Here is a 20,486-nt window from a genome sequence, read left to right on the forward strand (position 1 = left end):
ACACCAATATTAAATACCAAAAAGAGAGGATGTATTCACTGTGTGATACATCCTCTCTCCTTTTGTATATCTCAGAAACGTTCTTCCCTGCAACTATCAGTTGAAAATATAACGCAGACTGAACATTACACGGTAAGTAGAAGCCGTGTTTTCGTAATTCTTATAAGTAGAATTCAGGACTTGACCACTGGCTTTCTGCATTGTAAATGTTCCGTCGCCATTGTCCATCAATGGTGTAGTAGAATTAACTGTCTTGTATAATCCCCAGTTCTTGTTTAACAGATTGGCAATGTTCTGAATATCCACACCAAATTGCAACAAATTCTTCTTACCGCCTATCATCATATAGAAATCTTGATTGAACTTGAAATCTAACTGATGATGCCAAGGCATCACAGCACCACCACGTTCGGCATATTTGCCCAAACGTTTTTTCAAATATTTGTCTTGCTGAACAAAGTTCCAGAAATCTTCTTTCTGCTGCGCAGCCGAATATGTCACTTCACCTGTTTTCTCTGAAATTACATCTTTGAATGTCAACTCATCTTTAGTAGCAGGTATATACAACAAATTATTAGCACCGCCATCACCTACTATATTTTTAGTGTATGTGTACGAATAACGGGAATAAGAATAGCTTCCACCTGCATAACCTAACGGTGCGCCTTCATAAATAAAAGATACGCTCGACCTGAAATGTTTAGCATAAGCCTTTGAATAACCCAATGAAGCAAGAATACGATGAGGTGCCACGTATGTACCGTAACCAAGTTCATGGTCATTAATACCATTGATAGAATAAGTATTAGTTCTATAAGCAGAAGTTACTTGATCGCCAATACCATCACCATAGGAGCGTGCACGAGAATAGGTATAAGAGAAAGAGGCATCCAAACCGAAATCAAACGACTTATGCAACTGAGCGGTTAATGACATATAATAAGCTTTTGAACCGCCATTTTCGATTAAGAAAGCATTAGAGTTATTATACTTTTTATAAGCAGTACGCGTATCATTGGGACTGATTGTTTTCGTCCCGTCAGCATAGATATTAGCATTGGAGATAACTGCCGGATTGAAGTCACGATTGTAGATTCCTTCCAACGTAAAATCAATATCACCGGGCAACTTGGCGTCAAAGGCCAAAGAGGTTTTCCAAGTAGCAGGCATCTTCAAATTCTTGTCTATAATAGTAGGATCACCAGGAAGGCTAACACTTGGAGTAAATCCACCATGATAAATATCTTCTAAAATGTCCTTTGCATTCACATGGAAATTGGGGGCAACCGCACCAACTGTTGAACTATTACCGATATTATAACCATATTGCGTTTGACCTACACCCGAATTTCCCACTGCTGACACTAACCACACGAATGGCAACCGCCCCACGAAATATCCTGTACCACCGCGCAATACATATTTGCGCTCACCGGTAATATCCCAATTAAAGCCTACGCGCGGAGAAACTGAAATTGAATTATCAGGCACTTGGTCTGTTGAAAACTTACGATTACCAAACTCTAATTTCGCATATTCAGCATTATAATTATCCTTCAACGATGGGTAAACAGGTAATTCAAAACGCAAACCGGCAGTCAATTTGAAATTTTCATTGATATTCCACTGGTCCTGAATGTAAGCAGAATACTGCATCTGCTTCATCTGAGAAGTAAACTGCGACAAATCAGCAGAATTGGAATGAGTAATCAAGAACGAAGAAGGCTTATTACCATCTACAAAATCTTTCCAAGATTTAAATATATATGCACCATTCGCACCTTGCATATAGCCATTCACCGCTTTATTATGTTCAAACTGTAAACCAGCCATAAAGTTATGTTTACCCCATGTCCAAGTAGCTTCATCCGTTATAGTAAACGACTTTACTTGACGGATATTTCCTTCTGTAAATAGCTCTGTACCGAACATGGCATATACTGCACCTTCTTCCAAAATATAAGTAGTCGGAAAACTGCCGCCATCATATGAACGAGGTTCATCCTGGTATGAATAAGTGCCACGTAATGTATTATTTACCAAACCCCATTTTGCATTCCATTCAGTAGCGACAGATGTAAATCTCTGCTCCTGAAAATAACGTGTATTCCTGAAATATAAGCCTTCATCATTGCTTGCTCCTTTTCCCGATGAAATCGTACCATTATTACCTGGAAAAATCGTACTTGCAGTCATAGGATTTACAGATGTGGAAGGAGAGGCATTATATTTGTTGTTCGTTTTAGAAAAACGAACATTCACTTTATTGTTTTCATTAATGTTCCAGTCCAAACGTGCTAGAAACTTATACGAAGGTACAGTTACATTATACCCTTGATATGCTCCCGGATCGTAATCATATTTATTAATCAGATAGTCACGTATTTCATCCATCTTGGAAGCTACAGGACGATGGATACCATTTACCCCATATTTCTCGCTTTCATCATTTCGTGCACGGGCAATAGGTCCTGCCGTCAAGTCATTTTCATATTCTCCATTCACGAAAAAGAACAATTTGTTCTTTATTAGGGCTCCACCCAAAGTAGCTCCATAAGTATATTGATGGGACTTCTCAAGTTCAATGGAGTTATCACCCACTCTATCACCAATCAAATTATTGTTCGTGAGGAATGTATAAGCAGAACCTGTCAGTTCGTTTGTACCGGATTTAGTAACTGCATTGATAGCCGCACCTGTAAAACCGCTTTGACGAACATCATATGGAGTGATTGAGACGGATAACTGTTCCAAGGCATCCAAAGAGATGGGAGCACCGCCCGCCGGTAAATTAGAGCCAATACCGAAAGCGTTGTTGAACGAAGCACCGTCCACTGTCACAAATGACTGGCGATAGTTACCACCACCGGCAGCAAAACCATTGGATGTTGTGTTTGATTGCGGAGATAAACGCATAATATCGTTCATACTACGGCTCACTGTAGGGATAGAAGCTATTTTTGCACTAGTAAGATTGGTTACAGCCCCTGCCCTGTCAGACTTCATATTACTATCTTTCGAAGCAGTCACTACTACTTCATCCAATAGTTCAGAACTTTCTTTTAGAGACACATTCAAAACATAATTTTCTCCCAACAAAAGGTTGATACCTTTGTAAATAGCAGTTTGATAACCGACATAGGAGATCTCCACCTTGTATGGGCCACCGGTACGCATACCTTGCAAAGTGAATTGTCCGCTGACATTCGTCACAGTACCATAGCGAGTTCCTGACGGCTCGTGAATGGCTACGATTGTCGCACCGATAATGGGCTCATCTTGTGCAGTTACTTTACCGCTCATGGTAGCTGTGGTTACCTGTGCACTGATACCCACAGCAGCTAAAAGGGCAATAACCGTAAGAATAAATCTTAATCTTTTTAACATAAGTACTTTCAAAATTTGTCCTTTATAATATTATAACTCTCTAAATCAGCGGCAAATATAAGTAAAATAAGACAGATGCATATTATATTCGTATTACATTTTTTAAGGGTTAAACAAAAAAAGGTTTAGACTTAGTCTAAACCTAAAAAAAACATCGGAGAGGATGAAGACCTCTCCGATGCCATATAATCTACCGACAGAATGAGTGTGTATTCTCTGTTTTTTATCTCTATTCTGCTTTTACATCCAGCTTATTCCTGAATTGACAGATTCTTGATTTCCGTCGTAGTGGCAACAGCAAGGTCACTTCTATAGCGGAATGCAATGCGAATATTCTGATCCTTATATGCACTCAAGTCAACAGGTGTCACAGTCGAGAAGTCCCATGAGTCTCCTGCCGGCATACCTTCTACTGTCAATTCTGTCCAGTCGGCTTCTGTTACATCACCGGCATAGTTGGTCGATATCATCACATTAAGGTTCTTTGCAAGTTCACCATCATTCAAGTAGTTGATGGCAATATCAAACTTCAATACCGGTAGAGCCGATTTCTTCAGGCTGATTTCCGGTGAAACAAGCCAACTTTCGGTTACTTTATTACCGCCGGAATAACCGGAACCTTTCCAACCATAAGCTTTGTCCAACTTCCAAACACTCTTCAAGTCACTCAATTCAACATCTTGGGTAAAGAAACCACCATCATCATCATTCAGGAATGAACAAGAATAGTAAACTTTTGCTTCTGTCCATACACCTTGTGATTTCAAGAATACAATAACACTCGGAGTGGAAACTGTAGTCTGAGTCCAAACTGCACCGTCATAAACAAATTCAGTAGCCGTAATTGCCAAGTCTGAATTTGAATAATAAACTACTGCCATAACATCATCTTTCTTGGCATACGGATAGTTCTGCTTCAAGTAGACAGGTAACGTCTCGGCCGGTTTGGATACGTATTTACTACCTATTGATGTGTAATCTGCCGGTTGAAGTACCGCAATACCTGCTGCTTCGGACGTATATGCTTTCCATCTTGTAGTAGAGGCGTCATAACGATAAACTGCAGACGTGTTAGGCGTGGAACCGGAAGCGCGAGTCATGCCGAAAGTTCTAAGATTAGTTGCTGTTGCTTCTTCAACGGAAGTCACCATTGTATTAACAGCTCCGCTCTTCGTACCTATGAGATATCCTCTCACAATAACTTGTTTGCCATTAAGGCTTGCATCTATCGTACTTTCATCCACGTAAGAGAAAGAACCTTTTGCTGTAGTAGCTCCATCAATTTCTACGTCATAATAATTATATCCTTTACCGCTATCCTTAATAGTCAATATACCTGTATAGGTAGCATAAACGGCACGAGGCGCATCCAAATAAGCATCCATTGCTATGCCATCCATATCTTGAGCAATCAAACCATTCACTGAAGTACTACCTTCTGACTCCCTTTTAACCTGCAAACCATCAGCAGCAAATTGCATCAAACCGTTATATTTAGAAGTAGTTCCAGATACAGAAACAATATCACCTATTTTTGAGGTCGGAACTTTATTTTCATATACCAAAATATTACCTGTGCCGTCAGTCAGCATAAAACCTTTTGTATAGATAGCCGCTACCACGCCTCTCGTTGTATATGTACCGGCTTCAGACAAAGCTATCAATCCTACCGGTGTAGTAACAGTTCCAGTACCATCGGCAAGGGCTACTGACGTAGCGATGGTATTCACATATTTACCGCTACTTGCGCTAACGGCATATCCGGTCACTTTTACTTTCTTGCCATCCAAATCATTGTCGATTGCTATCGGATACTGAATACTACCCATTGCTGTTGTAGTACCTTCAATGGCAACATTAAAGTATCTACCATTAGATATTGTCAAAGTTCCTTCATACGTAATGTACTCTACAGACTGGTTCGTTAAATAATTTTCCATATCCGTTGCCGACATGTTTCTTGGTGAAGCAGGATATTCAAATGCAGTCTTACGCTCTACTACTGCTATACCTACCTCTCCAGAGAACTGATAAGGTTCACCCGGATTGCGAGAGTTGATATCACCTGAAACCGTCACCACATCTCCCAAAGAATATGTCGGCAATGCATTCAGATACACCATTATAATACCTGTATCATCCTTTACCAAAATACTTTTAGCATTAGCTGCTACCACCTCGCCTTTTACATCATAAGTGCCGGCACCTGAATTGATAGCTTCAGCGATATTCGTATAGGTCGGCTCCGGCTCTTCACCACCGCCACCTGTGCTCGGTTCGGTTTCAGAATAAGCATAATTGACTAGACGCATAGCGCCGTCAGCAGGATTCTTCACTGCTTCTGCCAGAAGGTCAGGTATTTGTCTTACTGTGGACGGAGACAGGAAGGAAGCAGATACTGTTTCACCCCATACTGCCTTGTAATCGTCAGAAGTCAAGTCGTATTTAGAAACGCTGTTAAAGTCTTTCAAATATTCGGGAAGTTCTTCAAAGTTGTTGTAATTGACAGTTACTTTAGAACCATCGCTCAAATAAGGATGTTTATCATTGATATATGCAGGGAGATACCATGCTGCAGGTGCGTCTTCTGTGAAGAATTTATTTTTACCTACTGCTTCCAGAGCTTTTGCATAAGTTTCCCCTTCCGGATCTTTGGATAACGCCAGTTCTTTATTTGCGGCAATGCCCGCAATGGTTTTGTATTCGGCGTCTTCGAGCGTTAACGTAACGTTCTGTACATCCGTGGCATTAGTGAGGTCATCATACCCCGGAAAGTTGTCTTCGTTGTAGTCGCAACTTGCCAAAAGCAACAAGCCGGCGAACATACTAAATAATATATTTTTCTTCATAATCTGTCTTGGTTTAGAAATTGAACTTCAATCTTACAGAATAGGTACGACCGAAACCATAGAGTACGCGTGTAGCCGATTCCCAATCATGACTGTTACCGTCACGGGCGTCAGCAATATATTCCTGATCTAAGAGGTTATTGACATTACCGCTCAAAGTAGCACGTACCTTTCCAAAATCAAACGTGTAGCCCGCACTCAAATCAAAAGTGCTGTATGATGGTATCTGCCATGGATTGCTTATCAAAATCTCCTGACCCATTTTTGCGCTTCCTGCATCAATGTCATAATCGGCATAGTTGCGTGCAAAGAAGTTCCAGTCTGCCGCGAGGCGCACACCTTTCATCGGACGGAAAGTAACGCCTAATGCTACTGTAGTCTGAGCGGAACCACCGACATGAACATTGTCCATCTTGATGTTAGCTTTATACTGCTCAGCCTGAGACATATCTATTACAACAGTACCTTCCTTAGGGTCTGACAACATCTGACCCGATGAATTGAAGTAGTAACCGGTAGCATTGCCATTCCAACGCCAGTCTCCCCATGAAAACATACCGTTAACTTCCATCCAGGAGAATGGTTTTGCCAGAAAGTCCAGCTCAATACCCCAATGGTCTGCATTGGCGCCAATCATATTCAATGTATAGCGTTCGCTGTTTCTCATATCACCGGAGTCATACATAGCCTTATCCATCCAACGTGTGTAATATGCGTTCAAGTTAGCAGTAAAGAAACCGCTACGGAAACCATAACCCACTTCGAAGGACATGATTTTCTCGTTCTTGGCATCATTATTACGCGCATGGGAAGTCTGTGAATTTAGAAATGACGTATCGAACATCGGAGCACGGCTGATATAGCCTGCATTGGCGAATACGTTGTTACGTTCGTTGAGATTGTAGTTAATACCACCTTTGATATTTCCACCTAAATAATTTTTAGTGGATGATTTGGCCTTGTCTTTGCTATAATAAAGACGGTCGTAACGCCAGTAGCCTGTGTTTGAAAGTCCACCGGAAACAAAAGCGCTGAGTTTGTCCTGATTGTATTCCAACTGCGCGAAAACACCTTCCTGCAATACCAGACCGTCATAGTCGCGTCTCAAAACATCTCCTACACCTAACTTGGCATTCTTAAAATTAGGGTCGGAAGCTATTGGGTTATTCTCGGCAGATACATTTTTACGGTTGTATGAATCCACAAAGTATTTACCACCAAACAAGTCGGTAAGAATATCCTGATGCAAGCCTTTATAATAACGAAGGTCGATACCACCATAGAAGTCAAAATATTCACCGAATTTTGTTGTATAAGTAGATAGTAATCCATACCACAAGTGATTGTTCATCATCTTACTCATCACCATCTTTGAGCCTGTAGTGCTTTCTGCATTCATCTTCTCAACCGTATCGTAATCAAACGTTCCGTCGGGTCTGCGGAAATCGTTATTCACCAACCCGTTCGTTGAACCATACCATTTGTTGCTGTAATCGCTATCTCCTGTACCTCTAAAGCCGTCACCACGACCGATTGATACATAAGCAGCAGTACTCAAGCTAGATTTTTGGTCGATTTGCCACAAGTGGTTTAATGAAATCTGCGGTTTATGATAAGAGTTTCTGGAAGAGTTATAAACTTGCCCGTTTCTATAACCGAAAGTAGAGTTGTACTTATAAGGACTATCATCGCCCATATATTGTTTCACACGCTGCCATTCCTTAATGCTAAGGCCATTCTGGTTGCTGCGTTGGTTGTGCCACTGGGGAGCACCAAAAGCTGTTAAAGTCAATTGATGATTGTCATTGAAACGCTTAGCGATACTGGCAAACCAAGTGTAACCTTCAAATTCTGTACCTTGAATGTATCCGTCACCCCAAGTTTTACCACCCAGCAAAGTGAACGCCCATCCGTCTTTGGAAAGGCCGGAAGATACACTGAACAAAATCTTGTTGTAACCGTCATTACCCATACCGTAAGACACAAAACCGCCTTTTTTAGCATCTGTACTCTTGGTTATAATATTGATGGAACCACCGACAGCCGGAGATGAAACTTTGGATGCACCCAAACCGCGTTGCACCTGCATGCTACGAGTAACATCGGACAGACCTGCCCAGTTAGACCAATATACTTTCTGATTCTCCATACCGTTCATCGGCACACCGTTAATCATCATCGCTACATTTTCGCTCTTGAAACCACGTACATTGGTTTTAGAGTCACCGTAGCCGCCACCGTCTTTGGTGGTATATATACCCGGAGTGGATTTCAGAATCTCAGGAAATTCCTGTGAGCCCAACTTTTCTTCTATGAATACCGGGTCGATTGTAGAGACTGCTACCGGAGTTTTACGCGCAACAGCAACAGAGGAAGTAATTGTGACGTCTGCCAACATCACTGCATCCGGCTGCATCTTAATAATACCTAATTCCACAGAAGCGCCTTTCTGCGTAATTTTCTTTTTTTGATCCTTGTAACCCACATACTTAAATAATAAGGTGGAATTCGAAGCAACGCTTTGCTTGAAATAACCGTCAATGTCGGTTGTAGACCCTTGCGTAGTACCTTCTACCATTACGGCAGCTCCTACCAGCGGCTCACCAGTCTCTGAATCGACCAGCTGACCACGCACTGTAGTTTGGGCGAATGCAGCAGTACTAAATACTGACAGCACAGCAACTAACAGGACTTGAATTAGAAATCTTCTCATAATTCTGCTTTTAGTTAATAGATAATGTTAATCAACCTTTAAAATGTGTTCTAAAGACGCAAATATAGTACTATTAAATAAGATAATCATTACAATTGTGCTACATTTTTTCAAAGAAGTAAAGCATTGTTGAAGTTTGTTAAAACAGAAAAGCTCCGCAACTACCTGCAGAGCTTTCTTTCTATTACAAATGTGAGATATTTACTTTCAATATAAAACCAAATCCTAATCAGTCATTAGCTTTCTATAACGAACACGCTTCGGTTCTTCATTTCCCAAACGCTTCAATTTATTTTCTTCGTATTCAGAATAAGAGCCTTCAAAGTAGAATACGTTGGAATCTCCTTCGAAAGCAAGAATGTGTGTACAGATACGGTCGAGGAACCAACGGTCATGAGAAATGACTACCGCGCAACCTGCGAAGTCTTCCAGGCCTTCTTCCAGTGCACGCAATGTATTTACGTCAATGTCATTGGTAGGCTCATCGAGCAGCAATACGTTGCCTTCTTCTTTCAAAGCCATCGCCAAGTGCAAGCGGTTTCTTTCACCACCGGAAAGGACGCCGCAGAGTTTTTCCTGGTCGCCGCCTGAAAAGTTGAAACGGGAAAGGTAGGCACGGGCATTTACATCGCGTCCACCCATACGAATCAATTCATTACCGCCGGAGATGACTTGATAAACGCTCTTGTTCGGGTCGATGTCACGGTGCTGCTGGTCTACATAAGCCACTTTTACAGTCTCTCCTACTTCAAATTCGCCTTTGTCTACTGTATCCAAGCCCATAATCAAACGGAATAAAGTAGTTTTTCCCGCACCGTTGGGACCGATTACGCCGACGATGCCGTTGGGGGGAAGCATGAAGTTCAAGTCGTCAAAGAGCAGTTTGTCACCGTAGGCTTTGGCTACATGTTTGGCTTCAATTACTTTATTGCCCAGACGAGGGCCGTTCGGGATAAAGATTTCGAGTTTCTCTTCTTTCTCTTTTACGTCTTCATTCAGCAATTTGTCGTAAGAGTTAAGACGGGCTTTACCCTTTGCCTGACGGGCTTTTGGAGCCATGCGCACCCATTCGAGCTCGCGTTCCAACGTCTTGCGACGTTTGCTGACTGTTTTCTCTTCCATTTCCATACGTTTGGTTTTCTGTTCCAACCAGGATGAGTAGTTACCTTTCCAGGGGATACCTTCGCCACGGTCGAGTTCAAGAATCCATCCGGCAACGTGGTCGAGGAAGTAACGGTCGTGGGTGACGGCGATAACGGTTCCTTCGTATTGTTGCAAATGTTGTTCCAACCAGTCGATAGACTCTGCGTCCAAGTGGTTAGTAGGCTCATCAAGTAACAGGATGTCGGGTTTCTGCAACAGCAGACGACAAAGGGCTACGCGGCGACGTTCACCACCGGAAAGATTTACGACCGGTTGGTCTTCGGGCGGGCAACGAAGGGCATCCATTGCACGTTCCAGTTTACTGTCGAGATTCCATGCGTCTGTTGCGTCGATAATATCCTGTAATTCGCCTTGACGGGTAAAGAGGGCATCCATTTTGTCCTGATCCTCATAGTATTCCGGCAAACCGAATTTTTGGTTGATTTCTTCGTATTCTGTAAGTGCGTCAACAATAGGTTGCACACCTTCCATTACTACTTCTTTTACTGTTTTTGTGTTGTCCAGATGAGGTTCCTGTGCCAGGTAACCTACAGAGTATCCGGGTGAGAATACCACTTCCCCCTGATAGGATTTCTCCAAACCTGCGATAATCTTCAATAAAGTAGACTTACCGGAACCGTTCAAACCGATAATTCCGATTTTCGCTCCATAAAAGAATGACAGGTAAATGTCTTTCAGCACATTCTTATTCGGAGTGAATGCTTTGCTCACTCCAACCATTGAGAAGATAATTTTTTTATCGTCAGCAGCCATATATTAATAATGTATATTGTTGATAATGGCACAAAGATAAGAAAAATGTTTGAATTCCTTTGGAGTTATAAAAAAATGTTCTACCTTTGCACCCGCATTCGAAAGAAAGCACATAAGGATTGATTCAGTAGCTCAGCAGGTAGAGCACAACACTTTTAATGTTGGGGTCCTGGGTTCGAGCCCCAGCTGGATCACAAAAAGAAGATTAATCTCTTGATAATCAAGTATTATCAAGAGATTTTTATTTTATGCCAGAACAGATTGGCAAGGCAACTCAACAACAAAAGTACTACCTGCCCCCAGTTGGGAGTCTATCAATATCCGTCCGTTCATTTTATCAACAATAGATTTACAGATAGACAAACCCAACCCTGCGCCTTGGGCAAAAGAATCTACTTTCTCAAATCTTTCAAATATTTTATCCTGCATATTCTGAGGAATACCACCGCCGGTATCGCGAACACCGATACGTACATAATGGGAAGCTACTTCATAGAACACTTCTATGTACCCAAAGGATGTATTCTTGAAAGCGTTCGAGAGAAAGTTATTCAAGACTTGTTTTATCCGTAACCTGTCCAAATCCACTAAAAAATCCTGCTCAGGATAGTTAGTCCGGAGTTCGACGCCGGAAGGTACTTGACAGGCATATTCCGCAACGCTCTCTTCAAGAAGCTCTGTCAAGTTAAACCAATTCGGATGCAACTCAAAATATCCGGATTCTATCTTGGCAAGATCGAGAACATCGTTTACCAGATTGAGCAGGAGTTCGTTGTTGTGGCTGATTAACGAATTATAAAGTTCTTTCTCCGCCACATCTTCGGTGTTCGCCAATAGGCTCGAAAAGCCGACAATAGCATTCAAAGGAGTACGAATCTCATGACTCATATTAGCCAGAAAAGCAGATTTCAGACGGTCGGACGCTTCGGCCTTATCACGGGCTTTGACAAGTTTCTCTTCCGTTTCCTTCAGTTCGGTAATATCATAGTTGATACCGATTAACTCGATAATATTATCTTGCGGAGCGTATTTCTTGACTAGCAGGTTGACATGCGTCCACGTATATGCGCCATCCGCCCTAAGGACACGTATTTCACGATTGAATTTGGCAGTTGCATCTTTCCGCGCATTTTCCAAAAAACGAATCATTGATTCACGGTCGTCAGGATGCAAGTGCCGATAGATACCAAAGATTTCAGACAATGAAGTACCGTCCGTTTCACCCATATTCCTATACCAACTCTTTTGGGCATAGCCCTGCCTGTTCAAAATATTATAATGAACATAACCCACTTTAGCGTAATCACCGACCAGTTCGAAAAACTCTTCAAACTCCTGAATCTTATTATAAGCGACAGTGGTTTCCGTCTTGTCTGCATTAATCAGCAGATAACTTACCGGATTGAGAGCATCATCATACAGGGTAGTTACCTTTGTCACTAAATCAATCGTTCCTTCTTTCTTCGAATTCTGATAATACTGTCCTACTTTCGAGAAATCATAGCGGAAAGTAAAATCGGCATCTTCATTATTCCGCAGCCGTTCCTTCATCTCTTCCGGAAAGATAGGGTTATCGAATATATTGATACCCAAGATGTCTTCCTTCTTATCTACATGAAACATTTCGAGTTCCTTATCGTTCAGGTCCATCAAGAATCCATCTTTATTGTATAGTTCGATACCTACGGGAAGATGCTTGAAAAATTTGCGCAAGAGCCGTTCGCTATATTGCAAAGCCTGATATGCCGATGCCATATCGGGAGCGTCCTGTATTTCGACTATGCCGTAAACTATTGTATTTCCTTCTTCGTCCGTTTCTTTAAAGCAAACTTTGCTCCGTACCCAAACAGCACCTTTCTTTGTATCAAGCAAGTATACGGATTCCGGTATTTGAAGAACACCTAAAGAATAAATTGCCGTGAGGTGTTGCTCCCCTTCCAATATACGTTTATCGAAGTCCTCGAAACTGATAATCCCCGTTTTGTCCAAACCTAAGAGTTCTGATATATGTTCAGAACATTCATAACTCGCAGTTGCTAAATTGGCCTTCCACCACCCCATGTTAGCGTGAGCCATCAACTTCGAGAAAAACTTACAATCTTTCTGTTTATTCATAACATCCACTACTCATTTTAACATAGTTAAGTGCACAAAGGTAGAGTTTCTATGGAATTGAGGTTTGCTAAAAGCCACATTTTTAGCATATTATAAGAAGATTATTCGTCCTTAAACTAAAAAATGCCCGATTGGAAAAGCTCTCTTCACGAGAGAATTCCAACCGGGCATATTGTAATTGCTGTATTTCTTATTACTTCTTCAAGGCCTGATAAACGGCTTTTGCCATTATTTCAGCTCCCGCTTCGTTCGGATGAATCTTGTCCGGGAAAAGCTGGGGCATTCCATCCATTGCCGTATGAAGGTCGATAACTGGCAGGTTGTTTTTCTTGGCAACCTTCCTTATCATCGGAATGATTTCTTTTGAAATAATATCATCGTTGATATTGTCACCAGTCTGATAAGCTTTGGAAGGATAGCAGAGATAAATTTCAGGTTGGGCAGGCAGGGCTTTGAAAGCATCCACCATTGTTTGCAGGTCTTTTGTGAAGTCTGCTTTATACTTCCAGTTGAATGATTTACTGTCATTTGTGCCAAGTTTGATGACTACGATATTGGGATTGAAAGCCAGTGCATCCTGATAGGCTTTTTCGTTCATATAAGGATGGTCACCCTTATTTAATAAGGTACGGGCGCTTACTCCGAAATTCTTTACCCAATAAGCATCGCCCATCATACGACTCAATACGGCAGGATAACTGTCGCGGTTACGATCCTTGATGCGGGCTCCGTAGGTAATACTGTTACCGATGCAGGCAACACGGATAGCATCTTTATGAGGGACTTTAAAACTACGTAGCCACGAAGTCAGTTCGTTCAACATCTCATTCTTATAAAGGAAACTTTCACGGATTCCCCAGCCATGTCCGCCGGAAGGATAGATATGTAGAACGGAAGGAACTTTGTGCTTGTTCAGGGCGAGGTAATAGTTCACTCCATTGGCGGGTGGAACAGCCTTGTCGTCGTCACTATAAACGATAAAGGCACGGGGTGTATCCTTCGTCACTTGCTTTTCATTGGAATATTCAGCTTCCAGTTCGGCGGACGCATCCTTACCCAAAAGGTTATTGTGAGAACCCATATGAGTATAAGATTTATCCATCGTAATCACCGGATAAAAAAGAATCTGGAAATTCGGACGAAGTTCGGGTTTAGCATGGGTAGCAATGGTCGATGCCAAGTGACCACCGGCGGAAGACCCCATGATACCAATGTCATTCGGATTCAGATTCCATACATCCGCACTGTCACGAACTATCTTCATGGCAGCTTCGGCATCCGAAATTGGAAGCGTGCGGTCACCTTTCGGCAAGCGGTATTTTAGGACAATCAGTGCAATACCTTGTTTGTTGAAATACGGTGCCCAGTCATAACCTTCGTGGTCAACAGCCAAGTGAGAATATCCGCCACCCGGGCAAGCTACAACGGCACGTCCCGTTGCCAGTTCCGGTGCAGGAAGGAATACACGAAGCGAAGGTTGTTCAATATCAAATGGTTTCGGAGCATTTTGGGCTACCACCCGGGAACCTGCCAACAAAAGCAGCAGCAGGAAGAAAATAGTAGAAAACTTCTGTTTCATAGTATCTATGTACTTTGATTAATGAATAATTAGACGTGCGAAGATAGTAATTTTGTGTATCTTTGTACCCCATTTTGATTATAAAAATTATATGCAAGGAATAAAGAATCTCACGCAAGGCCCTATCAACCGTCAACTGTTCAATCTGGCAATGCCTATCATGGCAACCTCATTCATTCAGATGGCATATAGTCTTACGGATATGGCTTGGGTGGGACGACTGGGAAGTGAAGCCGTAGCCGCCATCGGCTCTGTCGGAATTCTGACATGGATGTCCGGCTCTATCTCGCTATTAAATAAGGTAGGATCCGAAGTCAGTGTCGGACAGTCCATCGGCGCACAGAGTCAGGAAGACGCACGGAACTTCGCGTCCCACAATATTACAATTGCATTGGTTATTTCCGTATGTTGGGGAGCATTGCTTTTCGTTTTCGCAGAGCCTATCATACGTATCTATGAGCTTGAAGAACATATTACTGCCAATGCCGTCCAATACCTGCGGATTGTTTCGACCGGATTGCCGTTCGTTTTCCTCTCCGCCGCCTTCACAGGTATTTATAATGCGGCAGGACGCAGTAAAGTTCCCTTCTTTATAAGCGGCACGGGATTAATACTGAACATCATCCTCGACCCTCTGTTTATATTCGGATTCAGACTGGGAACAAACGGCGCAGCTTATGCCACCTGGATTGCAGAAGCGAGTGTATTCCTTATCTTCGTCTATCAGTTGCGTCACAGAGATGCTTTGCTCGGCGGATTCCCCTTCTTCACCCGTCTGAAGAAAAAATACACACGGAGAATCTTAAAGCTGGGACTCCCCGTAGCTACTTTGAACACTCTATTTGCTTTCGTCAATATGTTCCTTTGCCGCACGGCTTCAGAACAGGGCGGACACATCGGCCTGATGACTTTCACCACCGGCGGACAGATAGAAGCCATCACCTGGAATACTTCTCAAGGGTTCTCCACCGCACTAAGTGCCTTTATCGCCCAAAACTATGCGGCCGGACGAATCGAACGGGTACTTAGAGCCTGGCACACAACCTTATGGATGACAGGAATTTTCGGAACATTTTGCACTTTGCTTTTCGTTTTCTTCGGAAATGAGGTCTTTTCCATTTTTGTCCCTGAGCAAGCGGCTTACGAAGCCGGAGGTGTATTCCTGCGTATCGACGGATATTCGCAGCTCTTTATGATGCTCGAAATCACCATGCAGGGAGTATTTTATGGCATCGGACGTACAATACCGCCTGCTGTTATCAGTATCGTCTGCAACTACATGCGTATCCCGCTTGCCATCCTGTTTGTACGGATGGGCATGGGAGTAGAAGGCATTTGGTGGGCTGTCTGCGTCACTACGGTTGCCAAGGGACTGATTCTTTTAAGCTGGTTTGTCATCATCAAGAAAAAGTGTTTGGGCATCCCAACTGTGGTTAAAGAATAGCTCCCAATTCTTTTTATTAACACACGAAAAGAATCGTCCGAGTTATTTTAACTTAAAAAGCACCCCTATGCCAAATAATATGTATCTTTGCGGTGTTATTCATAATACGATATGATTCGTATTAAACTATATTTTATAAACAATTTAAAAAACATCTACATTATGAACAAGATGAAATTTATGGTTCTCTTCATGAGTATTGCCATGATATTTGGTAGCTGTGGAAGTATGAACAACACTGGTAAAGGTGCTGCTATCGGTGGTGGTTCGGGCGCTGCGCTAGGTGCAATCCTGGGTGGTGTTATCGGTAAAGGTAAAGGTGCTGCAATCGGCGCTGCCATTGGTACGGCAGTAGGTGCGGGAACCGGCGCGCTTATCGGTAAGAAGATGGATAAGGCAGCAGCAGAAGCAAAACAAATTGAAGGCGCACAAGTAGAACAGATAACAGACAACAACGGATTGCAAGCCGTGAAAGTTACATTCGATTCAGGTATTCTTTTCACAACAGGCAATGCAACCTTGAGTGCTGCCGCCAAGTCTGCTTTGAGCAAATTTGCCAACAATGTGCTTAATCAAAACCGTGACATGGATGTATCTATTTATGGATATACCGACAATCAGGGGTGGAAGAACAGTACTGCCGAACAAAGCCGTCAGAAAAACCTGAACCTGTCACAGGAACGTGCACAGAGTGTATCCAGTTACCTGCTGAGTTGTGGTGTTTCTACAAATCAGATTAAAAGTGTACAAGGAATGGGCGAAAGCGACCCTGTTGCAAACAATGACACAGCAGCCGGTCGTGAGCAGAACCGTCGTGTAGAAGTTTACATGTACGCTAGCGAGCAAATGATTAGAGATGCACAAGCCGCTTCTCATTAAAAAATTACTGCGTTATACGCGCAACCTGCTGATATTCTTCTTTGCATCGACCTTACTGGTGGTCATTATTTACCGGTTCATGCCGGTTTATATCACACCGTTAATGGTTATCCGAAGCGTTCAACAGATTTTTTCAGGAGATAAACCCACGTGGAAACACACGTGGGTTTCTTTTGATAAGATATCTCCCAGCCTGCCGATGGCAGTCATTGCTTCCGAAGACAACCGTTTTGCCGAGCACAACGGGTTCGATTTCGTAGAAATCAAGAAAGCGATGAAAGAGAATGAAACACGCAAACGGCAACGGGGTGCAAGCACCATCAGTCAGCAGACAGCCAAGAATGTATTCTTATGGCCGCAGTCTTCGTGGGTACGGAAAGGACTTGAAGTCTATTTCACGTTCCTGATCGAAACATTCTGGTCAAAAGAGCGAATCATGGAAGTCTATCTCAACTCTATTGAAATGGGAAAAGGTATCTACGGTGCACAAGCTACCGCGGAAAATAAGTTCGACACAACAGCTGCCAAATTAACGAAAGGCCAATGCGCGCTCATAGCCGCCACCCTTCCCAATCCGATACGGTTTAATTCGGCGAAACCTTCGCCATACATACTAAAACGACAAAATCAGATATTACGGTTGATGAATCTGGTTCCCAAGTTCCCGCCGGAAGAGAAAACTACAGAAAAGAAAAACAGCAAGAGTAAGAAAAAGAAGCGGTAGACAGATGCCGTGACTATTCACCTATATTCCTGCACATATAAATGTTGCATCAAAATTAAATGATAATTTAGGGGCGTAGCGCCCCGGCAAGGTTTCCTTGCGGATAGTCGGTAGTAATTCCAAATTTATTTGCATACAGACTAATAAATTTCTTTTTAGACAGAAGAACATAAGAACAAAAGATGAAACAGTAGTAGCTTAATGACTAGCAGAAATAATTATCCAAGCGCAGCCTTTATGTTCTTTTGTTCTTATGTCTAAATCAAATTCCCATTTATAAAACTAATCTATAAGCCAGTACAAAAAAGAAGGAGCAACGGGAATCTAATTCTCTTGCTCCTTTTATATCAGTAAGCTTGTTTGTATGCGTTATCCTCATTTATACGAAGTCCTTCAATTCTTGTTGTAAACGTTGGCGCGTGAAGAAAATACGGCTTTTCACCGTTCCTAATGGCAAACCTAGCTTCTCTGCGATTTCGCGGTATTTAAAACCGGATACGTGCATGGAAAAAGGCACTTTATACTCTTTGGGCAACGCGTTGACAATGCGGTGCATTTCCTTCAAGTCATAGGCACCTTCCGTGCTTTCGAATCCTGAATCTTGAGGCAGGTTCAAGTGATAATAATTATCGGTGGGGTCTACAAAAGTCTGATCGCGTACAATTTTCCGGTAGTTATTAATAAAGATGTTACGCATGATAGTATACATCCATCCCTTGAAATTTGTGTCCGGAGCAAATTTTTCCTCGTTATCCAAGGCTTTTAAAGATGTTTCCTGCAACAAATCATTCGCTTCTTCACGATTGGCCGTCAGTTTATAAGCGAAACGCAGCAACTCTTCCTGAACTCCAATTAAATCTTTTCTGAAACTTAAACTTTTCATACTTTAAGGGTTTTATGGTTAATATTTCGTTTTTCTCGTCGGTTGCAAGTTTAAAGGTATTTTGCGTCTTATACAGGGGAATTTCAATCATTTTTTAGGGGTTATTTCTATCAAATGATAGTTTTCGGGTGCTTTCTGATAGTTTTCGGGTGATATTTGAAGAAAAATCTCTCATTCATTTGCTTAAAAGAATCAAATAGATTACTTTTGATTAACATTAATCTAATAAATTAAAAGACGATGACTATACTTATTGTTGTAGGAATTATTGTATTGCTGGGCATCATTTTTGCATCCATGTACAATTCGCTAGTGAGACTAAGAAACAACCGTGAAAACGCATTTGCCGACATCGACGTACAGTTGAAGCAACGCCATGACCTGATTCCCCAATTGGTAGATACCGTGAAAGGATATGCCGCACACGAAAAAGAGACACTCGACCGTGTGATTCAGGCACGTAACGGTGCTGTCAACGCCAAGACTATCGACGATAAGATAGCGGCTGAAAATCAGTTAAGCTCTGCTCTCGCAGGACTGAAAATCACATTAGAAGCCTATCCCGACCTGAAAGCGAATCAGAATTTCCTGCAATTACAGGAAGAAATAGCCGATGTGGAGAATAAGCTGGCTGCTGTCCGCCGTTATTTCAACTCGGCAACCAAAGAGTACAATAACGCCGTGCAGACCTTCCCTTCAAATATCATAGCAGGCATGACCGGATTCCAAAGGGAAATTATGTTCGACTTGGGTAAGAACGAACGCGCCAATTTGGAACAGGCTCCCAAAATCAATTTCTAAATCTCCAGTCACTATTCACTCACTGCATAAATCAAACACGCGATGCAATACGTCGGAATCCAAACACAGCAGAGCCGGAACAACTTACGTTCCGTGTTCCTATTAATCCTTTTTCCTTGCCTGGTAACAGCACTCCTGTATCTGTCCTGCTACCTGCTGATTCTTTTCGGATATGGAAAAAGCATGGAAGTTGAAATGATACCTATGGTCAATCATTTATTCCTTTCTTCACTGCCATATACTTTAGGAGTAGTGCTGATTTGGTTTCTTATTGCCTATTGGGCTAATACAAGTATTATCAATTCCGCCACAGGTTCCAAACCGCTAGACCGCAAAGAGAACAAACGCGTTTATAATCTGGTGGAAAACCTCTGTATGACTCAAGGGATGAGCATGCCAAAGATAAATATTATCTATGATAATTCGCTGAATGCATTTGCAAGTGGCATCAATGACCGTACATATACAATCACTCTTTCGGAAGGCATCATCAAGAAACTAAATGATGAAGAACTGGAAGCGGTCATCGGACATGAACTGACTCATATTCGTAACCGGGATGTGCGCCTGTTGATTATCTCCATCGTATTTGTAGGCATCTTCTCCATGCTGACGGAAATCACGTTTTATGCAATAACACATATACGTGTACGTAACAACAGTAAAGGTAGCGGAGGAATTTTCCTCTTTATGCTTGTTGCTTTGCTGATAGCTGCCATCGGTTTTCTTTTCTCTAGCCTGATGCGTTTTGCCATTTCACGCAAGCGCGAGTATATGGCAGATGCAGGTTCGGCAGAAATGACGAAGAATCCGTTGGCGCTCGCCAGTGCTTTGCGTAAAATATCTGTCGACCCGGCGATAGAAGCTGTTGAACGGAAAGATGTAGCCCAATTATTCATTCAAAATCCTAAAAAGAAAACAAAAGGATTATACAGCCAACTAAGTGGTTTGTTCGCCACTCATCCTCCTATTGAAAAGCGGATTGAGATATTGGAACAGTTCTAAGTTCCCTTATATAAGTCTAAATTCTCTTTATATATAAGGTATAGGCAAGACATATCGGAACATAAGGTAAGGCATACATTACGGCAAAGGTCAGGATTTCTGTTTAATTTTCATTAAAGAAAAGAGAAGAGTTCCTGACTTTTTAGTATATTTGATTGTTATACATGTAAATATCAACCTAAATGCAACT

General features: G+C 42.1%; 12 protein-coding genes and 1 tRNA gene. 6 read left to right on the plus strand and 7 right to left on the minus strand.

Annotation, left to right across the window (positions count from 1 at the left end):
• Nucleotides 1-96 precede the first annotated feature (96 nt).
• From AB5443_RS00355 to ettA, 4 genes are all read right to left on the minus strand, one after another.
• Nucleotides 97-3,387 (minus strand): TonB-dependent receptor, encoded by a 3,291-nt coding sequence (locus AB5443_RS00355; protein ID WP_195407151.1) that lies wholly within the window; start codon nt 3,385-3,387, stop codon nt 97-99.
• A gap of 251 nt (nt 3,388-3,638) precedes the next feature.
• Nucleotides 3,639-6,236, minus strand: a complete 2,598-nt coding sequence (locus AB5443_RS00360) for a choice-of-anchor J domain-containing protein (RefSeq protein ID WP_195407150.1) — start codon at nt 6,234-6,236, stop codon at nt 3,639-3,641.
• Between the two features lie 13 nt (nt 6,237-6,249).
• On the minus strand, nt 6,250-8,949 hold the full coding sequence (locus AB5443_RS00365) for a TonB-dependent receptor (RefSeq protein ID WP_368113019.1): 2,700 nt from the start codon (nt 8,947-8,949) through the stop codon (nt 6,250-6,252).
• Between the two features lie 225 nt (nt 8,950-9,174).
• Nucleotides 9,175-10,866 carry an energy-dependent translational throttle protein EttA gene (gene ettA, locus AB5443_RS00370; RefSeq protein WP_022140219.1) on the minus strand — a complete coding sequence of 564 codons (1,692 nt, stop codon included), beginning with the start codon at nt 10,864-10,866 and terminating at the stop codon, nt 9,175-9,177.
• A gap of 121 nt (nt 10,867-10,987) precedes the next feature.
• Here ettA and AB5443_RS00375 point away from each other — a divergent pair.
• Nucleotides 10,988-11,060: transfer RNA gene (locus AB5443_RS00375), tRNA-Lys, on the plus strand.
• A gap of 52 nt (nt 11,061-11,112) precedes the next feature.
• Here the strand turns inward: AB5443_RS00375 and AB5443_RS00380 are convergent.
• Nucleotides 11,113-12,981 (minus strand): PAS domain-containing sensor histidine kinase, encoded by a 1,869-nt coding sequence (locus AB5443_RS00380; RefSeq protein WP_368113020.1) that lies wholly within the window; start codon nt 12,979-12,981, stop codon nt 11,113-11,115.
• Nucleotides 12,982-13,174: 193 nt separating this feature from the next.
• On the minus strand, nt 13,175-14,560 hold the full coding sequence (locus AB5443_RS00385) for a GDSL-type esterase/lipase family protein (RefSeq protein WP_195407148.1): 1,386 nt from the start codon (nt 14,558-14,560) through the stop codon (nt 13,175-13,177).
• A gap of 91 nt (nt 14,561-14,651) precedes the next feature.
• Between AB5443_RS00385 and AB5443_RS00390 the strand changes: the two genes are divergently transcribed.
• The 3 genes from AB5443_RS00390 (at nt 14,652) to mtgA (ending at nt 17,607) form a co-directional block, all read left to right on the plus strand.
• Nucleotides 14,652-16,004, plus strand: coding sequence for an MATE family efflux transporter (locus tag AB5443_RS00390; protein ID WP_333699971.1), 1,353 nt, complete (start codon nt 14,652-14,654; stop codon nt 16,002-16,004).
• Nucleotides 16,005-16,166: 162 nt separating this feature from the next.
• Complete coding sequence (locus AB5443_RS00395; protein ID WP_044654338.1) at nt 16,167-16,883, plus strand: OmpA family protein; 717 nt, start codon at nt 16,167-16,169, stop codon at nt 16,881-16,883.
• On the plus strand, nt 16,861-17,607 hold the full coding sequence (mtgA, locus tag AB5443_RS00400) for a monofunctional biosynthetic peptidoglycan transglycosylase (protein WP_368113021.1): 747 nt from the start codon (nt 16,861-16,863) through the stop codon (nt 17,605-17,607). Before AB5443_RS00395 ends, mtgA begins: the two co-directional genes overlap by 23 nt.
• 379 nt (nt 17,608-17,986) lie before the next feature.
• Here the strand turns inward: mtgA and AB5443_RS00405 are convergent, their stop codons facing one another.
• Complete coding sequence (locus AB5443_RS00405; protein ID WP_022140214.1) at nt 17,987-18,490, minus strand: RNA polymerase sigma factor; 504 nt, start codon at nt 18,488-18,490, stop codon at nt 17,987-17,989.
• 240 nt (nt 18,491-18,730) lie between these two features.
• Between AB5443_RS00405 and AB5443_RS00410 the strand changes: the two genes are divergently transcribed.
• Nucleotides 18,731-19,291 (plus strand): LemA family protein, encoded by a 561-nt coding sequence (locus AB5443_RS00410; RefSeq protein WP_022140213.1) that lies wholly within the window; start codon nt 18,731-18,733, stop codon nt 19,289-19,291.
• 42 nt (nt 19,292-19,333) lie between these two features.
• Nucleotides 19,334-20,296, plus strand: coding sequence for a M48 family metallopeptidase (locus tag AB5443_RS00415; protein ID WP_368113022.1), 963 nt, complete (start codon nt 19,334-19,336; stop codon nt 20,294-20,296).
• The last annotated feature ends 190 nt before the right edge of the window (nt 20,297-20,486 follow it).

Origin of the sequence: Bacteroides sp. RTP21281st1_H5_RTP21281_210402 (assembly GCF_040918965.1) — a bacterium.
Taxonomy (GTDB): domain Bacteria; phylum Bacteroidota; class Bacteroidia; order Bacteroidales; family Bacteroidaceae; genus Bacteroides; species Bacteroides congonensis.

Excerpts from the sequence above, each read along its gene's own strand:
- AB5443_RS00355 (WP_195407151.1), bottom strand. The coding sequence starts at position 3,387 with ATGTTAAAAAGATTAAGATTTATTCTTACGGTTATTGCCCTTTTAGCT.
- AB5443_RS00360 (WP_195407150.1), bottom strand. The coding sequence starts at position 6,236 with ATGAAGAAAAATATATTATTTAGTATGTTCGCCGGCTTGTTGCTTTTG.
- AB5443_RS00365 (WP_368113019.1), bottom strand. The coding sequence starts at position 8,949 with ATGAGAAGATTTCTAATTCAAGTCCTGTTAGTTGCTGTGCTGTCAGTA.
- ettA (WP_022140219.1), bottom strand. The coding sequence starts at position 10,866 with ATGGCTGCTGACGATAAAAAAATTATCTTCTCAATGGTTGGAGTGAGC.
- AB5443_RS00380 (WP_368113020.1), bottom strand. The coding sequence starts at position 12,981 with ATGAATAAACAGAAAGATTGTAAGTTTTTCTCGAAGTTGATGGCTCAC.
- AB5443_RS00385 (WP_195407148.1), bottom strand. The coding sequence starts at position 14,560 with ATGAAACAGAAGTTTTCTACTATTTTCTTCCTGCTGCTGCTTTTGTTG.
- AB5443_RS00390 (WP_333699971.1), top strand. The coding sequence starts at position 14,652 with ATGCAAGGAATAAAGAATCTCACGCAAGGCCCTATCAACCGTCAACTG.
- AB5443_RS00395 (WP_044654338.1), top strand. The coding sequence starts at position 16,167 with ATGAACAAGATGAAATTTATGGTTCTCTTCATGAGTATTGCCATGATA.
- mtgA (WP_368113021.1), top strand. The coding sequence starts at position 16,861 with ATGCACAAGCCGCTTCTCATTAAAAAATTACTGCGTTATACGCGCAAC.
- AB5443_RS00405 (WP_022140214.1), bottom strand. The coding sequence starts at position 18,490 with ATGAAAAGTTTAAGTTTCAGAAAAGATTTAATTGGAGTTCAGGAAGAG.
- AB5443_RS00410 (WP_022140213.1), top strand. The coding sequence starts at position 18,731 with ATGACTATACTTATTGTTGTAGGAATTATTGTATTGCTGGGCATCATT.
- AB5443_RS00415 (WP_368113022.1), top strand. The coding sequence starts at position 19,334 with ATGCAATACGTCGGAATCCAAACACAGCAGAGCCGGAACAACTTACGT.